Below are 16,274 nucleotides of genomic sequence, written 5' to 3' on the forward strand. Positions count from 1 at the left end.
AAAAACGTCCGCTCTAACGTGCACGTCAGAGCAGCCTTGAGATGCATTCATCCCCGGCGTGAACGCCGGGGCTTTCTGCAAGAAACCCGGTAACCCAGGCCCTCCCGGCGCGGCGGCGGTCGGGCGACCCTTCGTCAGCGGACAACGTCAGCTCGACGATGCCCTTGCCGACGTGATCGACGGCGTTCCGTACGACTTCGGTGATGATCCGCACGGCGGAGTTCCGGTTTCCGGACCAAGCCATCACGCCCAGCCGTGTACGGGCGTGCAGGCGAGCAAGTCGGGGGACGCAGGCCTCTATACGCCAGCTGCGCTGCCACGACTGCGGGCGTACCGGGGTCGGCTCCTGGCCGGCGTCAACCTCTCGATCCGTCTCCGACTCGGCAAGGAGGGTCGGTGCCTCAGCTGTGCGTGCGCCCGCCGGGGGAAAGGCGAGAGCGGCGGTCACCGTGTGCGTCACGCGCGAGCCCCGGCCGTGCAACATTGCGGCGCTGAAACGGGCGCCCTGACCTTGTCCTGTTGCCATTTGTGTCCCCGACGGTGGTGGTTGCGGTGTCCCTCTACCATTCCAATGGCGCGGCATCGGGCTCCAACAGGCGATGGGCCAGAGCGCGCATCGTCGCGGTGTCCAGCGGCGGCGCCTTGGCGTTCATTGCGCTGCTTCCAGTGCCTGTCGCAGCGCCGCTGCCGCTGTCAGTCCGTGCTGTCGAGGAATGAGCCAGTACGGGCCAGGCGGTGAGTCTCTGTTGCCCGGCGGCAGGACCACGTACGAGTTCGAACCGAGTGCGTCCGTCTCCGGAACGTCCCAGTGGGCGGCACTGCCCGCAGGGACGAGGAAGTACAGCACCGGTTCGGGGCGAGTCGGATCCACGACTACGGCGCCGGGCTCCTCAAGCAGTTCGATCGCGCGTACGCCCAGGTGCCGTTCCACCTTCACGGTGTCCCATTCGACACCGACGGATACGAGCCGTAGACCGGCCGCGGTCAACATGTCTTCTACTTCGTTGATCATCTGTTGCCTCGTCCTTCGCTGCGCTGTGCGGCGAAGGTACGACCAGACCAACAGCGGTACCCGAACTGAGAGTTCGGGGGAACCGCGAGTTCGTGGTCAGACGAGCTGGAGACGCTGAACGAGTTCGTCGACCTGGCGTCGGAAGGTGGGACGGACCCGTTTCTGGAGATCCAGGAGCATGTTGCATGCGAGAGGGCTGCGTGCCAGATCTTCGGGAGAGATGTCCTCCAGGTCCAGCAAGTGGACGAGGACGGCTGCGTCCTCCCGCCGCAGATCGTGGCACCTGGCGAGTTCCAGGCCGAAGGTGAATTGCCGCTCGCGGCTGGGCAGGCCGTGCGTATCGATCCGGTCGGCGACGCGCAGTCCCTCGGAGGCTTCGCCGGCGAGCATCTCGATGCTCATCGCGTGCATGGCGACATTGGTCGGTCCGAACACGGTCCACTGAACGTTGCCCTCACCGACCTGCTCGGCCAGCGGAGCAGCGCGCCGTTCGAGCCGGTCACGCGCCTCCCACCAGTGACGGCGGCGGGCATCGGAGACCACCGCGACCAGTTCGAGCACCCCTTCAACGGCCTTGGACTCAACTGTCACCGGGGCTTGTCGCAGCTGCTCGACGGCGCGGAGAGCAACCTCCTTGGCTTCCTCGACAGCGCCCGGCTCGCTGTGGGAGAGGAGAACATGGCCGAGGTTCCACTGGGCTGCGGCGATGCGCACCGGGTCGTCGGCGTCCTCCGCGGCTCGGATCGCCCGGTCGGCGACCATCAGGGACAGGTCGACGCGTCCGGCGCGACGGCAGTACGAGCGCAGCAGACATACAAATCGGCGGCCACGCGCAGGACTTCACGTCGTGCCTGGGTGTCGGTCCCGGTGCGGTGCACCCGCACGGCGTGCTCGACGTCGCCGATCAGGTCCGGAAGGACGAGGGCCGCCGCGGTGAACCGGTTCTTCGACGACTGCCAGGTCCGCCAGGCTTGCTCAACCCGTTCCCGTAACTCCGAAGGGCTCGCGGGAGCCGAGCTGTGTGGTCGGTCGTAGCCCATCAGCGCACGAGCAACCGCGGGGGCAGCCGTGAGCGGGACCGACGACTCCTCGATGCCGTATTCCGTGAGCAAGGCGGCCAGCGGTACGCCCAGTTCGGCGGCGAGGCGAGCGAGCACATCGGCGGAGGGTACCTTCTGCCCGGCCTCGATCTGCTGCAGGTAGCGTTCGGAGATGCCGCACAGCCCGGCGATGGCCGCCTGAGTTCGGTTGCCGTTCTTCCGCCGGTAGTACTTGACCCTCTCGCCCACGGGCAGTCTCGGTGAGATCACCGTTCCGCCCCCTTCCCCGCCTGTGTCTCGTACCGTCAGCGTAGAACGGAGTGCTCCGGCGTGTGCACGGTCCGCACACGTTCGCGTGACACGTAAGAGCCCTGTGATGGGTGAGCCGTTGGGGAGGCACGATGCCGCGACTGGTCCTGTGGGACATCGACCACACGCTGATCGACACGCGAGGCGTGGGCCGCGAGTTGTCGGCGGCCGCGTTCCTGCAGACCACCGGGCAGGTCATGCGTGCGCAGGCCAAAATCGACGGGATCACGGAGCCTGTGATCTTTCGGGAGACGGCGAAGTTGCACGGTCTGTCCACGACCCGAGCCGACTTCGAGCGCTTCGCTCGTGCCCTGACGGAGGAGCATCTGAAGCGAAGCGCCGAACTGCGAGAGCGCGGCCACGCTCTGCCCGGTGCGGCTGCCGCCCTGGACGCACTCGAGGACGCTGCCGGGATCCGGCAGACGGTGGTCTCTGGCAACATCCGCCCGGTCTCCGAGATCAAGCTTCAGGTGTTCGGGCTCGACCGGAACATCCTGTGGGAGCTCGGGGCATACGGCGAGGACAATGACGTTCGTGCCGAGCTCGTCAGGCTCTGCTTGCGCCGCGCGGACGCAGCAGTCGAGGAGGCGGTGTTGATCGGTGACACGCCGGCCGATGTGGAAGGGGCTCACGCCAACGGTGTGCGGGTGATCGCCGTTGCGTCAGGACGTAGCGACGAGGCCGCACTGCGGGACGCTGGCGCGGAGGTCGTGCTGTCCGACCTGCGGGACACAGAGGCGCTCGTAAAGCTCGTGCGCGGCGACGGCCAGTAGCTGCGGTGTGTCCGGGACTGGACGACCGGCTGTACGGGTGGTCGACGACTGTCAGCGCGCTCAGCCGTTGAAGTCGAGGCGATGCCAGCGAGGGATGGGCATGGCTTCCGGGCCGACGCCGGAACGTGAAGTGGACGCGCTGCGCACGGCGACCGAGAGACTCTGCTCCCGCAGCCGTCGGACACGCAGCGCAGGACGACGCCCCGGGCCGGACTTCACGGTGCGAGGGAAACAACCCCGCTGCGGTCTTCCTGCATCCGGGCCACCCGGACAGTAGAGCCGAAGGCGATGCCACGGAAGTACTCCGCCTTCACCTGCTCGACCGGAATGATGTCCTCCTCCGCCGCAGCGCTCAAGTGCGCCTTGACGTCACCCTGCCAATCGACGGCCGTCACGCAGGGACGGGAGATCTCGATCTGGGCATTGAGTTCACCGTGGGCCTGTGCGACCGGTATGAAGGACGTGGCCGTTGGCGTGGCCAGGATGGCGGATATCGGGGGCCGGTATGGCGGGCAGGCGCGGGAGTCGCCTGGGCGAAGTGATGGCGTGGGTGGTCGCGGTGGCCACCGTTGCTATTGCTTCGTCGATGGGTAGCGGATCGGTCAGAGCGACCGTCGTCGTCGGCGCCGGCGCGCTCGTCATGCTCGGTGGTTCTGTTCGGCAGAGCTTACGTCGGCGTAGCGATATCGAATTGCGATACCTGCTGCATATCAAGGAGTTGTGCTTTCCTTTTGGAACCGTTGGGGCGACGGGCTCGGAGACGCGAGGGTCCGAGCATCCGTCGTCGGACGAGCCCTTCGCAAGCATCGACGTCACCGAGGCCGGGCGGCAAGAGCGCCGGCCGATCACGTCCTACCTGGGGCGGCCTAAGCCTGTCGTCCTGACATTGCTCGGCGGTCCAGGGACCGGTAAGACGTCCCTGCTCAAGCAACTCGCCGCGCAGAGGGTGGGAGGCGAGCTGACGTCATCGAGAGACCAGCCGGTTTTGCTGCGTCTGCGGGATTGCGAACTCAGCATCGTCGCCGATCCCCAGACCACGCTCGTGGACGTCGTCCGTGCCTCCCTGGGCGACAGCGAGGGCAGGGCCTGGAGCCGATGGTTTGAGCGACGGCTCCGCAGAGGCCGATGCCTCGTGCTGCTGGACGCGCTGGACGATGTCGCCCCTATCCAGCAGCCCCGGGTCTCGGTCTGGCTCACGGAACAGGTGAAACGTTATCCGCGCAACGATTTCCTGGTCACCTCCCGGAATCTGACGACCCCTTGGCTGCCGACTCTCGACGGCTCGGTGCTGACCCTGCAGCCCTTCACAGACAAGCAGATCGCCGAGTACCTACTGCGCCGACTGCCCCATGCGGACCAGGTCGCACTGCGTGCACGACCGGACGTTCTGGATCTGGCGAGAACCCCCTTCCTGCTCGGCGCGCTGATGCGCGTCTACGGCATGACCCGCCAATTGCCCAGCAGCCCCGCCGTCTTGTACGGAGAGTTACTCAAGCATCTGCTGGAGATGGCCGGGCCGATCGAGGGGGACACCGCGGGACTGTCGTCCGCGGGAAAACTGCGGGTCGTTCGGGTGCTGGCTCTCTACATGACGGAACAGGGACGCGACCGGGCGCCCGAGGTCGAGTGCGCGCGGGCGATCCAGCCCGCCTTGCGCAGGTCCGGCTCCCTGCGCCCGGCGGAGTTCCTGCAGCGGATGGTCAACGACGGCGTTCTCGTCCAGCGGGAGAAAGATGAGTTCGCTTTCGCCTATCGCGCCTTCCAGGACTATCTAGCCGCCGAGCAGATCCGCGCCCAGGGATCCGTCCGGCTGCTCGTCGAGCACATGGCGGAGCCCCAGTGGCGCGACATCATCCTCACCTGGGCTGCCTCGGCAGACGCCAGCCCCTTCATCGAGGCATGCCTCAGGCGCGGCACTGACGACATGCTGCAACTGGCCCTGGACTGCGCGGAAGTCAGTCCGCAGATAGAGCCGGAGTTGCGCTCACAGCTGTCCCGGCGGCGTCCGCGGCGCGGTGCCGAGCTTTCGACGGACGCGCTGACCGCGTTCGTGGAGAAGAGTCACTCGGCGCCCGCGACGGCACTGCTACGGCGGGCTCGCCACGAAGACCGGCCGGTCAATCGGGACGACATCGACGGGCTGCTGGCGCGGACGCAGTCGCGCCCGGCTCATGAGTGGACCGAGGCGGACGCCTCGGCCCTCCTGTCGGCCGCCGTGCTCGCCACCGAACGCGCGGACCACAGTGAGGCGGGTGCTTACCGTTTCCAGGGGCTCATCGCCTTGGGGTACGCCATGCGAGGGCAGAGCCTCGCGTCCTCCCGGGACCTGGCCCTCGCCGCGCTGCGCCACCTCGACCCGGACGGGCTGCCTGTCACCGCTGTGCGGATGGTCTGCCTCGCGTATCTCGGGTCCGTTGCGGATCCCGGGGAACACGAATCGTTCGTGCGGGCGGTGCGTACCGCCTGCCGGGAGGCAGGGGCCAAGGCGTGCGCGCTGCTGGTCCCCTTGGTGGCCGCGCACCGCGAGTCCGCCCGGCTGGTCGTCGAGGCCGTGGGCGGAGACGCGGAATTGGCCCACCGGATGGCGGACGCTCTCGGCACCGATCCGGTCGGGGCGACGAACATCACGGGCTGGGATGCGGCGGTCGACAAGTGGCACCGCACGCGCCGGGAGCTGGTGCACCAGTTCTGCGACCTTGCTCATCTGGTCCTGGAGCCCAAACCGCTGCTGCATGCCCGGGAACTGGTGGCCGACCGGCTGAAGGAGCGGTTGCCAGTGATGCCCGAACTGGAGGTGCTCGCCCGAGCGCTCGATTATCTCGACGACTTCTTGCGGTACCCGGAGTTCGACAAACGGGACGCCGCGCTGCGGGCGGCGGCCCGGCAGGCGGGGTTTGTGCGCGCCGCCGTGCGCGCTGCCCCGACGGACCTGTCCGTCGAGCTGTCCGAGCCCGCTGCCGCGTGGATCGAGAAGCTTGTGGGCGACGAGCGAAGCCGACTGGCCCAGCGGTATCCGCCGCAGCCTCGGATCGGCGCGGCCCTGCCCGTCGCCCGGGTCGTGGGCCGAACCGTCACCGTGCCGGTCGAGGTGGCAAACGAGGACGAACGCAGCGCTCCCGTCGAGGGGGCGTCACTCACCGCCACTGGAGATCTGGCCCTCCTCGTCCCGGGGAACGAGTGGACGGCAGTGTCCGCACCGGTGCCCGGCGGGGCGGCGACCACCGTCCTGCTGCGGCTGGACCTCACCGAAGCGGCACAGGACGCCGCCGAGATCGAGGTGCAGGTGGCCCTACAACACCGGCTGCGCGACAGCGAGGAGCCCGGCGTCCGGCGGGCGTGTCTGACGTTCGCCGTGGACAGAACCCACATGGCCATAAACCCCAACCCTTACACGGCCGGCAACACCGGAATCCCGGTGAACGATCCCAACATGCTCTTCGGCCGGGACGAGCTGATCGACAAAGTCCGCACCACCCTGCGTGCCGCGTCCACACCCGGAGCAGGCATCGCGATCTTCGGTCAGAAGCGCACTGGCAAGTCCTCGATCGGCGTGGAGCTGATGCGACGGCTCACGGCGATCGACGGGCTACCGGTCGTGGACGTCGGGAACCTGGGCGGACTCACCCCGCAGCGGGAGTCCGGTACCGACCAGGCGACATTGCTGGGCACGCTGCTGTGGCGGATCATCGAGGGCGCCGACACGACCATCCAGGCTGGACCACGCTTGATTCCTGACGGCTTCGACCGCAAGGCGATGATCGAGAGCCCGGACCCGGTCGCGGACTGCACCCGATTGTTCAGGAACTATCGTTCCGCACGGCCCGACAGCCCACCCTGGGTGGTCTTCATCGACGAGTTCCAGTACATGGACCAGTGGATCCGTGAGAAGCGAGTGCCCCCGTCCTTCATGCAGACGTTCAAGGCCATCGTCGAACGTCGGCTGTTCCATTTGGTGCTGGTGGGGCAGGCGCATCTGGAACGTCTTATCGAGGAGGACCCGAACGCCTTCAGCGTCTTCGGCCTTGAACGGGTCACCTGCCTCGCCGAACCCGACGCCCGAGCACTCATCCAGCAGCCGGTCCTGCTTGACACTCCGCAGGGCCCGGTCAGCCGCCATCATGACCGGGCCGTCAGCGAGATTCTCCGGCTCACGGGCGGGAATCCCTACTACATCCAGAAGATCTGCTACGGGCTCGTCCAGCACATGAACAAGGAGCACGCCACCATGGCCACGGACGCCGACGTGCGCCAGGTGACGCGGCAACTGCTGGACACGCTGAAGCGAGGACAATTCGACGCCCTGGAGTCGCCCGACGCCGGCGACACGCGCTGGACCCAGGCCGAACTAAGTGCCGCAGTGATCGCCGTTGCCCGGGCCTGTCAAGACGGGCCCGCGTCACGTGAGAAGATCCGGCGCTGCCATGAGGGGGACCTCGCACCGCAGCTTCTGGAGCATCTGGTCTCCCGCGAGGTTGTCCGGCAGATCGGCGACCGGTACGAGTTCGTCGTAGGTTTGTTCGAGGAATGGCTGCGGCGGTACTTTGCAGCCCTGGAAGGACGCCCGTGAGCACTGCGAATCCATACAGCGGCGCGGGCTGCGCGCCGGCCGGCGACGGTTTCGTCGAGCGAACAGATCTGGTCGGGATGATCGACGCGGTGTGGCGGACTGGCGGTCGTCCGGGCAACCTCAGCGTCCTCGGCCAGCTCCGCTTCGGTAAGACCAGCCTGGTCGAGCAGGCACTGCGCCGGGTGGACCGAGTCGACCTGGCGGTCGTCCGGCTCTCCGTGGTCGAGCTGGACTCGGTCTTCGGACTGTTCCGCGCCCTCACGAGTGAGGTCACCGCGCAGTTCCCGGGCATTCCCGACCTGGACCGGCTGTACACCACCGTTCGGAACGCGCGCGGTTGGTACGACCTGGAGAACGCGGTCACCAGCTACTTCGCAGCGGCCCGGTCGCGGGGTATCCACGTCTTGGTGGTCCTGGACGAGTTCGACCGCGCGCCCTGGGTACTGGTCGACCTCTCCGGCTATCAACTCCTGCGTTCACTGATCAGCGAAGCCCGGTTCTCTGTGGGTCTGGTGACGGTCTCCCGCCGTTCGGTCTTCGAGATCGAGGAGGACGCGGCCGGGGGGTCACGGCTCGACGGCGTCATGTCCGCACAGTGTCACGTCGGTCTTCTGGAGACCGACGAAGTGTCAGCGCTGCTCGACCAGGCACGGACCGCGGGAATCAGCCTCCGCGAGGTCCGGCCTGAACTCCTCGCCCGGTCCGGGAGCCACCCCTACCTCCTGGGAATCCTGTGCAGACGCGTGGTGCACGAATACCTGGAGACGGGCGCAGTCGATGTACCCAAGGCCCACGACCTGGAAATGACGGCGTTCCAGGCGTACTTCGACCGGCTCATCGAGGAGATCGACCTCGATCTGTCCGGACGGGGTACGGAGCTGCTGCGCAGAGTCTCCACCGGCGGGGAGATTTCCGATCTCTCCGCCGAGGACGTGCAGGACCTCGTCAACAAGGGCGTATTCACGCGCGATGGCGACTCCGTCAGGTTGTTCTCCGACGAGTTCGCGTCCTATCTGCGTACGACGACCATCGCCACGCCGGTGCCACGGCCGCGACACCGGCCTGCCCGGCACCGGTGCACTGCCCTGGTCGTCGCCACCGAATGGGGATCCGCGCACGGCGGCCTGAGCACGTTCAACCGGGAGTTCTGCCTCGCCCTCGCCAGAGTGCAGGTACGAGTCCTGTGCCTTGTCGTGAAGGCCACCGACAGCGAGATCGAGGAGGCCAAGACCGATGGAGTGACGCTCTTGCGGTGTCGGCTCGTCGCGGGGGCGGACGAGATGGCCAGTATGATGCGCCCGCTGCAACTGCCCAAGGACATGGTCCCCGACCTGGTGATCGGACACGGCCGCATCACCGGGCCCGTCGCTCAGGTCCAGGCGGAGGTTTTCGAGCAGGCGAGGCCGAAGACGCTGCACTTCGTGCACATGGACCCCGACGAGACCGAGTGGCTCAAGCTCGACCGGCAGAACGACGCCATGGAGAGTGCCACCAGCCGGAAACGTATCGAGGTGAGCCTCGGCCGTGACGCGGATCGACTCGTTGCGGTCGGGCCCCGGCTGCATGGCCTCTTCGTCGGCTATTTCTCCCGGCACGAGGACACCGAACCGCTGCAGTTCGACCCCGGCTTCGACCTCACCACCCGCAAACGGCGCAAGGTACCGAACGGGACACCGCTCACCGTCCTGCTGATGGGCCGCACCGAGGACTGGAACATCAAGGGGCTGGACCTCGCCGCGGCGGCCTGCGGGCTGGTCGCGGGCTGGCGCCACGAGAAGAGGCAACGGGCGATCGAACTCGTGGTCCGCGGTGTGCCCGAGGAAGAAGCGGTCGCCCAGAAGAAGCAGTTGGACGAGTGGGCGGACAACGGGAGGCTGCGCATCGTGCTGCGGCCGTACACCACGGAGCCGGAGGAACTGGAGGACGACCTCATCCGGACGAGTCTCCTCATCATGCCGTCCCGGGCCGAGGGCTTCGGCCTCGTGGGGCAGGAGGCCATCAAGGCCGGCACCCCCGTGCTCGTGAGCGAGTCCAGTGGGCTCGGAACCCTGTTGAGAGAGGCGCTCGGCGAGGAGCGAGCCGCGTCGTGGGTGGTGCCGATGACGGGCGACACCGACACCGACGTCGAGACGTGGGCCAGGATGATCGACGGCATGCTGACGGACAGCCACGACAAGTTCGCGGCAGCCGAGGCGCTCCGTGTCGAGTTGGCCGAGAAGAGGCCGTGGTCGCGGTCGGTCGACAGCCTCCTCACCGACATGGGCTTCTGACACAGGGTTGCGAGATCACCGAATCTAGGGGGCAGCGATCTACTCGCTCGTAGTCAACGTGCTAGTCGGACTGGCGACCAGTGTCATCGGCGGCGCGTTCGTCTGGCTCTGGGAGCGAGGCAAGGAGGCCCGCGTACTGCGGCGCACGGCCGACTTCTTCGGCCTGGTGCCCGGCGAGACATGCCTGATCGTCATCGGCAACAAGTACAACGTGAAGAAGGCTGCCACCCACAACGAGATACGAGCCATCATCGAGGTAGCGACGCTGGCCAGTCAGGTCGGCTGCGATGTCGTTACGGAATCCAGCGACGACTTCCGGGGCAGCAACGACAACCGTACCGAGTACTGCATCGGCGGCCCACTGGGAGATGCCAACGTCCGTGCCGGTGGACACCTGGCGGCCCACCTGCCGGGCGTCGGCATCATCCCGTACGGGCCCGGACCCGACGCGGCGGCCATCGTCGTGGGCGAACACCGCTACCGGTTCGAGCACGACCATGTGGAACACACACTGGTCGCCAGGTTCACTCCGCCGGAGGCCACACGCCCCGTCGTGCTCATCTGCGGGCAGAGCTCCCTGGCGAACCAGGCCGCCGTGCACTACCTCAAGCGGAACTACCGGGAGGTCGCCAAGCGCCTAGCATCGCTGGACCGCTTCTGTGTCGTCATCAAGGTCACGGACATCAGCACATACGGGTTCCACCGGGCGACGTTCGAGCGTGATGTGACGCGAGAGGCCTTCGCGTCGCAGGCCGGTGGGCCGCAGGTATGACGCGTGCCGGCCCGTGCATGAGGCCGGTCCGAGAGGGCCTTCGTGCCCAGTGGCCGTCCTGCCACCCAGTCCAGATAGGCCCGGACACCGCCTCCGCCTATGGGGACAGGGAGCGCAGGGCGACCAGGGCGATGATCGCCACGTAGCACAGCTCCGATTGAGGATTGCCCGCACCGTACGTTCGTCGAGCAGGTCGAGGGCCTGACCTCGAAGTATGCCCGTGCCTGGTCTGGGTGAAGGTGTGGTGGCGGGCCGGCGCGCTCGCGGTGGGCGGCCGTCCGGGGGGCACGGCTGTACCGCGTCCTGGCGGCGCCAACCGGACGGGCCCGGCTGTTCGGGCAGCTGCACGCACCACCCGTTCCGTCCCGCAGTCCGCGGGTGCTTGGAGTCGACGACTTCGCGTTCCGCCGGTCCCGGACGTTCGGGACCATCATCTTGGACGTCGAGAAGTTCACGGTCATCGACGTGTTGCCGGACCGCACCAGCGAGACCCCGGCCGCCTGGCTGACCGCACACCCCGGGGGGCGTGTCCCGGGTCGTGGTGTTGGGAATCAACTGGCGGGCGTGTTCGGTGTGTTGGGTAGTGCGGGGGCGCTTTCGGGGAGTTCGCGGTAGATCTCGCTCATGCTGCCTTCGGGGAGGCAGCGGCGAGGGAAGGCGATCCATTCGTCGTGCATCTCGAAGAGCACGGCGGTGACCAGCCGGATGAGCGCTCCGTCGTTGGGGAAGACCTGGACGACATCGATCCTGCGCTTGATCTCCCGGTTCACCCGTTCCAGCGGTTCGTCGACTGGATCTTCCTCCAGTGTCGGGGCGGGAAGTCGGCGAACGCGGTCAGATCCTCCTTCGCCTCCAGCAACATGGCTTTGACCTTGGGGAACTGGGTGCCGAGCATGTCGGCGACGGTGTCCAGTTGTGAGCGTACGAGGCCGGCGGTGGGCTGGGTGAAGATGGTGCGGATCGTCGCGGCGACCATCTCGCCGGAGTCCCGGTCGATCACGCTGAAGGCGTTGCGCAGGAAATGAAGCTGTAAGGAAATGTCGGGACCGGGCCGGCGCCTACGCCGAGGCAGCCCGCGCTGGCGCTCCGGGAGCACTGCAGGTCGCCGACCGGTGGCATTTATGGGACAACCTGGCCACCGCCGTCGAACGCACCGTGATCACTCACCGACCCTGCCTGCAAGCCCCAGAGGTGAGCACCTCGTCGGCCCGGCGCTTGGACGCAACCCCGCCCTGACCCTGGACCGCCTGGACGACCTGGGTCCGCTGCCCGACACCATCACCGTGCACCTGTACGCCGGCTACGACTCGGACAAGACACGCGCCCTGCTCGACGAACGCGGCCTGCACGGGCGCATCGCACACAAGGGCGAGAAGGCGCCCATCCAGGCCAGTCAGCGTTGGCATGTGGAGCGCACCCACGCCTGGCAGAACGCCTTCCACCGCCTCGCCCGCTGCTACGAGCGGCGCACCACGGTCATCGACGCCTTCTTCGACCTCGCCGACACGATCATCACCGTGCGTAGCCTGATCCGCCGGGCATGGACGACTCACCGCTGGGACGAACGCCCGAACCGCCGACCATGACCGCACGCCATCCGCGCGGCCTCTTACTGGGTGGCCCCTCACTGCCTCGAACTGGGTCGCTCACCTGGGGTTCGCCGGATGTAGGGGGCGGCCTTCGTGCTGGCCAGGTGCCTCTTTGGCCGGAACGCAGGATCTCGCGTCCCCGGAACCCTCGTGCGAGCGGGCACGTTCGGGAAATCGTTCTATGCCCTACCGAAACGAACAAGGTCAGAGGTTGATCGACTCGGTGACCACCGCACACGGACTTGATCTCTGCAAGCAGATTGGACGATCTACCGATAGCCGTTCTGTTGGCCACTCCGTAGGTCGCTGACGGTTTCGCCGAACTCCCGTTTCAATGCCCTGCCGAGATGTTTGGTGTCGAGCACTCCCCACCGTGCCGCGATCGCGGCCGTGGAGCGGTCTGCGCAGGCGGGGTCAAGCAGGTCACGGCGGATCCGTAGCAGGCGTTCATGCCGGACCCAGGCGGCGAAGGTCAGGTCGTAGCCTTTGAACAGTGCATGCAGGTGGCGGACCGAGATGTGGTGCCGGCGAGCGATGAGTTCCGTACTGAGCAGCGGGTCGCCGAGATGGGCCAGCACGTAGACGCGGATCCGATCGACAAGAGGACTCGCGACGGAGGCCTGCTCGGGCGTGGTGTCGACGAACGCGGCGAGCATGAGCGTGGTGAGCGCGTCGGCCAGATAGGTGCGTGCTACGCCTTGACGGGGGAGGTCCTTCTCCATCCCGGACAGTGCGCAGCCGAGAAGCCTGCCGATACCGTCTTGCGTGGGTATGGGAAGTGCCGTACGCCGGCCCATGCAGTCCGCCTGCTTGCCCAGACTCGCGCGGGGAACACAGAGCACGGTCATATCGCTGGGCTCGGCACCGATGATGCGGTAGGGCCGCGTGTTGTCACAGGCGAACAGCTCACCCGGTTTCAGCGCGGTGGTCCGTTCGTCCTGGGCCACCGTGACCTGGCCGCGGCAATGCAGCGTGAGGTGCATCCATTCCACGTCGGTGGAGGTGATGCATCGGGTGTCCCGTGTCACCGTCGCGGCAGCGGCTTGGATGCGGGCCACCATCAGTGCCCCAATGGTTACGTGGTCGACCACGGCGTGGAACCCCGGAGGGCCAGGATCCGTCACCCGCAGCGAACCGAACAAGGACGAGACAGCCGCCTCGAACGGCTCCGTTCCACGTAATCGGAAACCCCTGCTGTCCATCACACCGGCGCACCCCCAACTGCCCCTGCTCGCAGGAACACTCTACTGCCGCTTTGTGCACGAACTGGGGAGCCGCAATGCGCGTAGTGGTGCCACACAGTCAGGGATCGCGCCTACGGTCAGTGCCCAGAGCAACCACGAATGAACGCCAGAGGGCTTCGACTATCCGAAGCCCTCTACCGCAGGGGAAGGCATGCGACTCTCGAGCCCGCCATGCCTGCTCTCGCGGTGCCGGCCGTCGGGCGCTCGCGCCTGGTACGCCAGGACCGTTCCTGCCCGCGGCCAGCCGATCCGTATGTGTGCGGCAACCCGCACCAGCACTCCAGGTGAGGAGTGAGAGGGGAAGAACCCTCTGCGGCTCTCCGAGCACGCCAGGCGACCCGAAGGTAACGACGATGAAACTGAGATCGTTTCTCGTCACCGGACCAGCGGCCGCCAGCTCCCCTGTCTCAATCCCGGGAAGGACACTATGAGGCCTCTGAGAAGTCTGACGGCGCTTGCCTTGGCGGTAGCCGCCGCGCTCCCCTTCACTGCAACTCCCGCATCCGCGGCCCCTCCGCCCTGGAGCTACATCCACAACTCGTCCTTCAGCAGCGTCGGTATCGGCGTGGTCTACGAAACGAGTGATGGTGGCGCCATCTACGACGCGATCCTGCCTGTAAACAGGCGAACGGACAGGCATCTTGGGTGGGCCCAAGCCGAGGGCTACTACATCGGTCCTGGGTACTGCGCCGACAGCTACTATCAGATAGGCGGTGTGGAGCACCGTTACGATGTTCGTGTGTGGGGTCAGCTTGAAACGCCTCGGATCGCGGCCACAACGGACACGGACGGCGTGGCGAGGTGGGTGGTCGTAGCCTACTCGTGCATTCGCTGAGCTGAGCTTGTTCTCTTTCCCTCCGGCCTCGAACGGAGTCGCTCACCTAGGAAATCGCCGGACATGAGGGCGGCCTTCGTCTGATCCTGTGCTCCGTCACGAGGAGAACTAGTCGAAGGCCGTTGTCATGGGTGTGGTGTGCCCGGATGTCCGGCAGGAAGCGTCACGCTTCCGAGCAGAGTTCTACGAGTGTCTGACCGCCCGGCGTGACGAAAGGTTCGAGCTGGCCGACGCGCTGTTGTGCGTCGACGGGCCGGTCACCTCGCCGGTGGATCTGACGATGGTGCCCGAGCACCGGCGTGGGCACGGCGCGTTGTACGGAGCTCTCAACCGGGGCCGGATCGACGTCGAGAAGCTGCGGACCTTGCTCGCCGGGCTGCCGTTGCCCCGGTTCGAGGGCGGGCGCATGGTGCTGGCGGTGGACGTGTCGCCGTGGCTGCGCGCGGACGCGCCGTGCTCAGAGGGCGTTAAGTCCGTTTCTCGTAGAGGCCCCGACCGGGCTGCGTGAGATGGCCTTGGCGCAGAAGACGGCCGAGGCGGGCGCGGGTGACGTTGACGGATGCCTCGTCGGTGGGGAGGTCGAGGTGTTCGTGCAGTTCTCGGGCCCGCGCGGCCTGTCCCGTGTGGTCATTGAAGAAGGTCAGGATGCGCTGATTGCTGTGGCCGACTCGGTGTCGACGTCCGTGTCCGTGTCGGCTGGGGTGATGCTCTCGATGACCTTCCGGGCGGTGGCCAGTTCCGTCACGCGGGCCTCGGCCTCGGCCAGTTCCCCGGTCAGGCGCGCTTGCTGCTCGCGCAGGTCGGTGACGGCCTGGACGGCCGCCTCATGCTGGGCCTGGAGGGCCGCCAGGAGCTCGGAGACGTTCACGCCATGACCTCGACGTTGTCTCGCCAGCGCGGCGATGGCACGGTGAGCCGGCGGACCATGATGGCGATGGAGGCCCAGAAGACATGGGAGGCGGAGTTGTCCAGGCGGTGCTCGTAGTTCCGCGCCAGGCGCCGGTGCAACAGCAGCGTGCCGTTCGCCTGCTCCACGATCCACCGCTTCGTCTGCGGCACGAACCCTTTCTGGTCCGGGTCGCGCTTGACCTGCTCGACGGTGATGCCGAGCGCGGCACCGTGGATGATCACCTCGTCCTTGAAGCCCTGGTCGACGAGCACCTTCTCCAGCCGGTTCCCGCACCGAGCGGCGATCTGGTCCAGCAGCTTGATGCCGGCGGCGTTGTCGGGTGCGGAAGCGGCCAGCACCACCACACTGATGATCAGCCCCAGAACGTCGACGGCGAGCCCGCGCTTGCGGCCCGGCGACTTCTTGCCGGCGTCCGGTCCTGTCGTGGTCGCGGGAATACCGGCCGCCGCCTTGATGGTCTGGGTGTCCATGGCCACCGGGGACGGGTCCTCTAATCGGCGGGCCTTCTCCCTCGCTTGGCAGCGCAGGAGTTCCTGGATCTGCTGGTCGATGCCGTCCTGGCGCCACAGCGTGAAGTAGTAGAACACCGCCGACCAGGCCGGGAGATCGTGCGGCAGGAACCGCCACTGACAGCCCGTCCGGTTCTGATAGAAGATCGCGTTCACGACCTCCCGGAGATCACAATCGCCCGGATCGCCGGTTGCCGACCGCGCCACCCGCGCCTGCTTCCAACCGGTGATCACCGGCTCGATCAGCTCCCACTGCTCGTCCGATAAGTCACTCGGATACGACGCACGCTCCATACGGACAGGACAGCACCGCCCGGACGGACCTGTAATCACACACGAGCGACATCAAACCCTAAGGCCCGTCCCGCAATTGATGATCAGGCGCTAAGGGGGAGTCGGCCCGCTCGGAGCCAGGCCGAGGTTCATCTGCCGCCCGACTTGATC

12 protein-coding genes and 3 pseudogenes are annotated in these 16,274 nt (G+C 67.0%); 6 read left to right on the plus strand and 9 right to left on the minus strand.

Translation table 11 applies throughout. The annotated features are described in order from the left end of the window. Window positions 1–25 precede the first annotated feature (25 nt). The 4 genes from PH203_RS49115 to PH203_RS49130 form a co-directional block, all read right to left on the minus strand. On the minus strand, window positions 26–214 hold the full coding sequence (locus tag PH203_RS49115; RefSeq protein ID WP_289929426.1) for a hypothetical protein: 189 nt from the start codon (window positions 212–214) through the stop codon (window positions 26–28). 435 nt (window positions 215–649) lie between these two features. Further along, window positions 650–1,012 (minus strand): hypothetical protein, encoded by a 363-nt coding sequence (locus PH203_RS49120; RefSeq protein ID WP_289929427.1) that lies wholly within the window; start codon window positions 1,010–1,012, stop codon window positions 650–652. Between the two features lie 96 nt (window positions 1,013–1,108). Then, window positions 1,109–1,774 (minus strand): transcriptional regulator, encoded by a 666-nt coding sequence (locus tag PH203_RS49125; RefSeq protein WP_289929428.1) that lies wholly within the window; start codon window positions 1,772–1,774, stop codon window positions 1,109–1,111. Beyond that, window positions 1,774–2,322 (minus strand): helix-turn-helix domain-containing protein, encoded by a 549-nt coding sequence (locus PH203_RS49130; RefSeq protein ID WP_289929429.1) that lies wholly within the window; start codon window positions 2,320–2,322, stop codon window positions 1,774–1,776. The genes PH203_RS49125 and PH203_RS49130 overlap by 1 nt, the downstream gene beginning before the upstream one ends. Before the next feature lie 131 nt (window positions 2,323–2,453). Here PH203_RS49130 and PH203_RS49135 point away from each other — a divergent pair, with 131 nt between their 5' ends. Next, window positions 2,454–3,134: a haloacid dehalogenase-like hydrolase gene (locus tag PH203_RS49135; RefSeq protein WP_289929430.1), complete on the plus strand. Its 681-nt coding sequence runs from the start codon at window positions 2,454–2,456 to the stop codon at window positions 3,132–3,134. A 215-nt stretch (window positions 3,135–3,349) separates the two neighbouring features. On the opposite strand, the gene PH203_RS49140 is transcribed toward PH203_RS49135, so the two are convergent. Further along, a complete protein-coding gene (locus tag PH203_RS49140; RefSeq protein WP_289929431.1) occupies window positions 3,350–3,529 on the minus strand; it encodes a hypothetical protein in 180 nt (59 codons plus the stop codon). A 110-nt stretch (window positions 3,530–3,639) separates the two neighbouring features. Here PH203_RS49140 and PH203_RS49145 point away from each other — a divergent pair, with 110 nt between their 5' ends. From PH203_RS49145 to PH203_RS49155, 3 genes are read left to right on the plus strand one after another with little or no spacing between them, the layout of a single operon-like run. Beyond that, entirely contained in the window at window positions 3,640–7,701 is a 4,062-nt protein-coding gene (locus tag PH203_RS49145) for an NACHT domain-containing protein (protein WP_289929432.1), read from the plus strand. Then, the gene (locus tag PH203_RS49150) at window positions 7,698–9,971 is read left to right on the plus strand and encodes a glycosyltransferase (protein ID WP_289929433.1); all 2,274 of its coding nucleotides are present in this window, start codon (window positions 7,698–7,700) and stop codon (window positions 9,969–9,971) included. The genes PH203_RS49145 and PH203_RS49150 overlap by 4 nt, the downstream gene beginning before the upstream one ends. A 58-nt stretch (window positions 9,972–10,029) precedes the next feature. Continuing rightward, window positions 10,030–10,743 (plus strand): hypothetical protein, encoded by a 714-nt coding sequence (locus PH203_RS49155; RefSeq protein WP_289929435.1) that lies wholly within the window; start codon window positions 10,030–10,032, stop codon window positions 10,741–10,743. A gap of 551 nt (window positions 10,744–11,294) precedes the next feature. Here the strand turns inward: PH203_RS49155 and PH203_RS49160 are convergent. Then, window positions 11,295–11,773 (minus strand): annotated as a pseudogene (locus PH203_RS49160) (transposase); the annotation flags it as partial. A gap of 67 nt (window positions 11,774–11,840) precedes the next feature. Between PH203_RS49160 and PH203_RS49165 the strand changes: the two are divergent. Then, a pseudogene (locus tag PH203_RS49165) lies at window positions 11,841–12,329 on the plus strand (transposase); the annotation flags it as partial. 272 nt (window positions 12,330–12,601) lie between these two features. On the opposite strand, the gene PH203_RS49170 reads toward PH203_RS49165, so the two are convergent. Further along, on the minus strand, window positions 12,602–13,534 hold the full coding sequence (locus PH203_RS49170; RefSeq protein WP_289929438.1) for a helix-turn-helix domain-containing protein: 933 nt from the start codon (window positions 13,532–13,534) through the stop codon (window positions 12,602–12,604). Between the two features lie 1,004 nt (window positions 13,535–14,538). Between PH203_RS49170 and PH203_RS49175 the strand changes: the two are divergent. Then, window positions 14,539–14,871 (plus strand): annotated as a pseudogene (locus PH203_RS49175) (transposase); the annotation flags it as partial. A 180-nt stretch (window positions 14,872–15,051) separates the two neighbouring features. On the opposite strand, the gene PH203_RS49180 reads toward PH203_RS49175, so the two are convergent. Together PH203_RS49180 and PH203_RS49185 are read right to left on the minus strand one after the other, a co-directional pair. Continuing rightward, window positions 15,052–15,279 carry a hypothetical protein gene (locus tag PH203_RS49180; RefSeq protein WP_289929436.1) on the minus strand — a complete coding sequence of 76 codons (228 nt, stop codon included), beginning with the start codon at window positions 15,277–15,279 and terminating at the stop codon, window positions 15,052–15,054. Beyond that, window positions 15,276–16,124 (minus strand): IS5 family transposase, encoded by an 849-nt coding sequence (locus PH203_RS49185; protein WP_289929437.1) that lies wholly within the window; start codon window positions 16,122–16,124, stop codon window positions 15,276–15,278. The genes PH203_RS49180 and PH203_RS49185 overlap by 4 nt, the downstream gene beginning before the upstream one ends. Window positions 16,125–16,274 lie beyond the last annotated feature (150 nt).

This window comes from Streptomyces sp. S.PB5, from assembly GCF_030403745.1.
Lineage (GTDB): Bacteria > Actinomycetota > Actinomycetes > Streptomycetales > Streptomycetaceae > Streptomyces.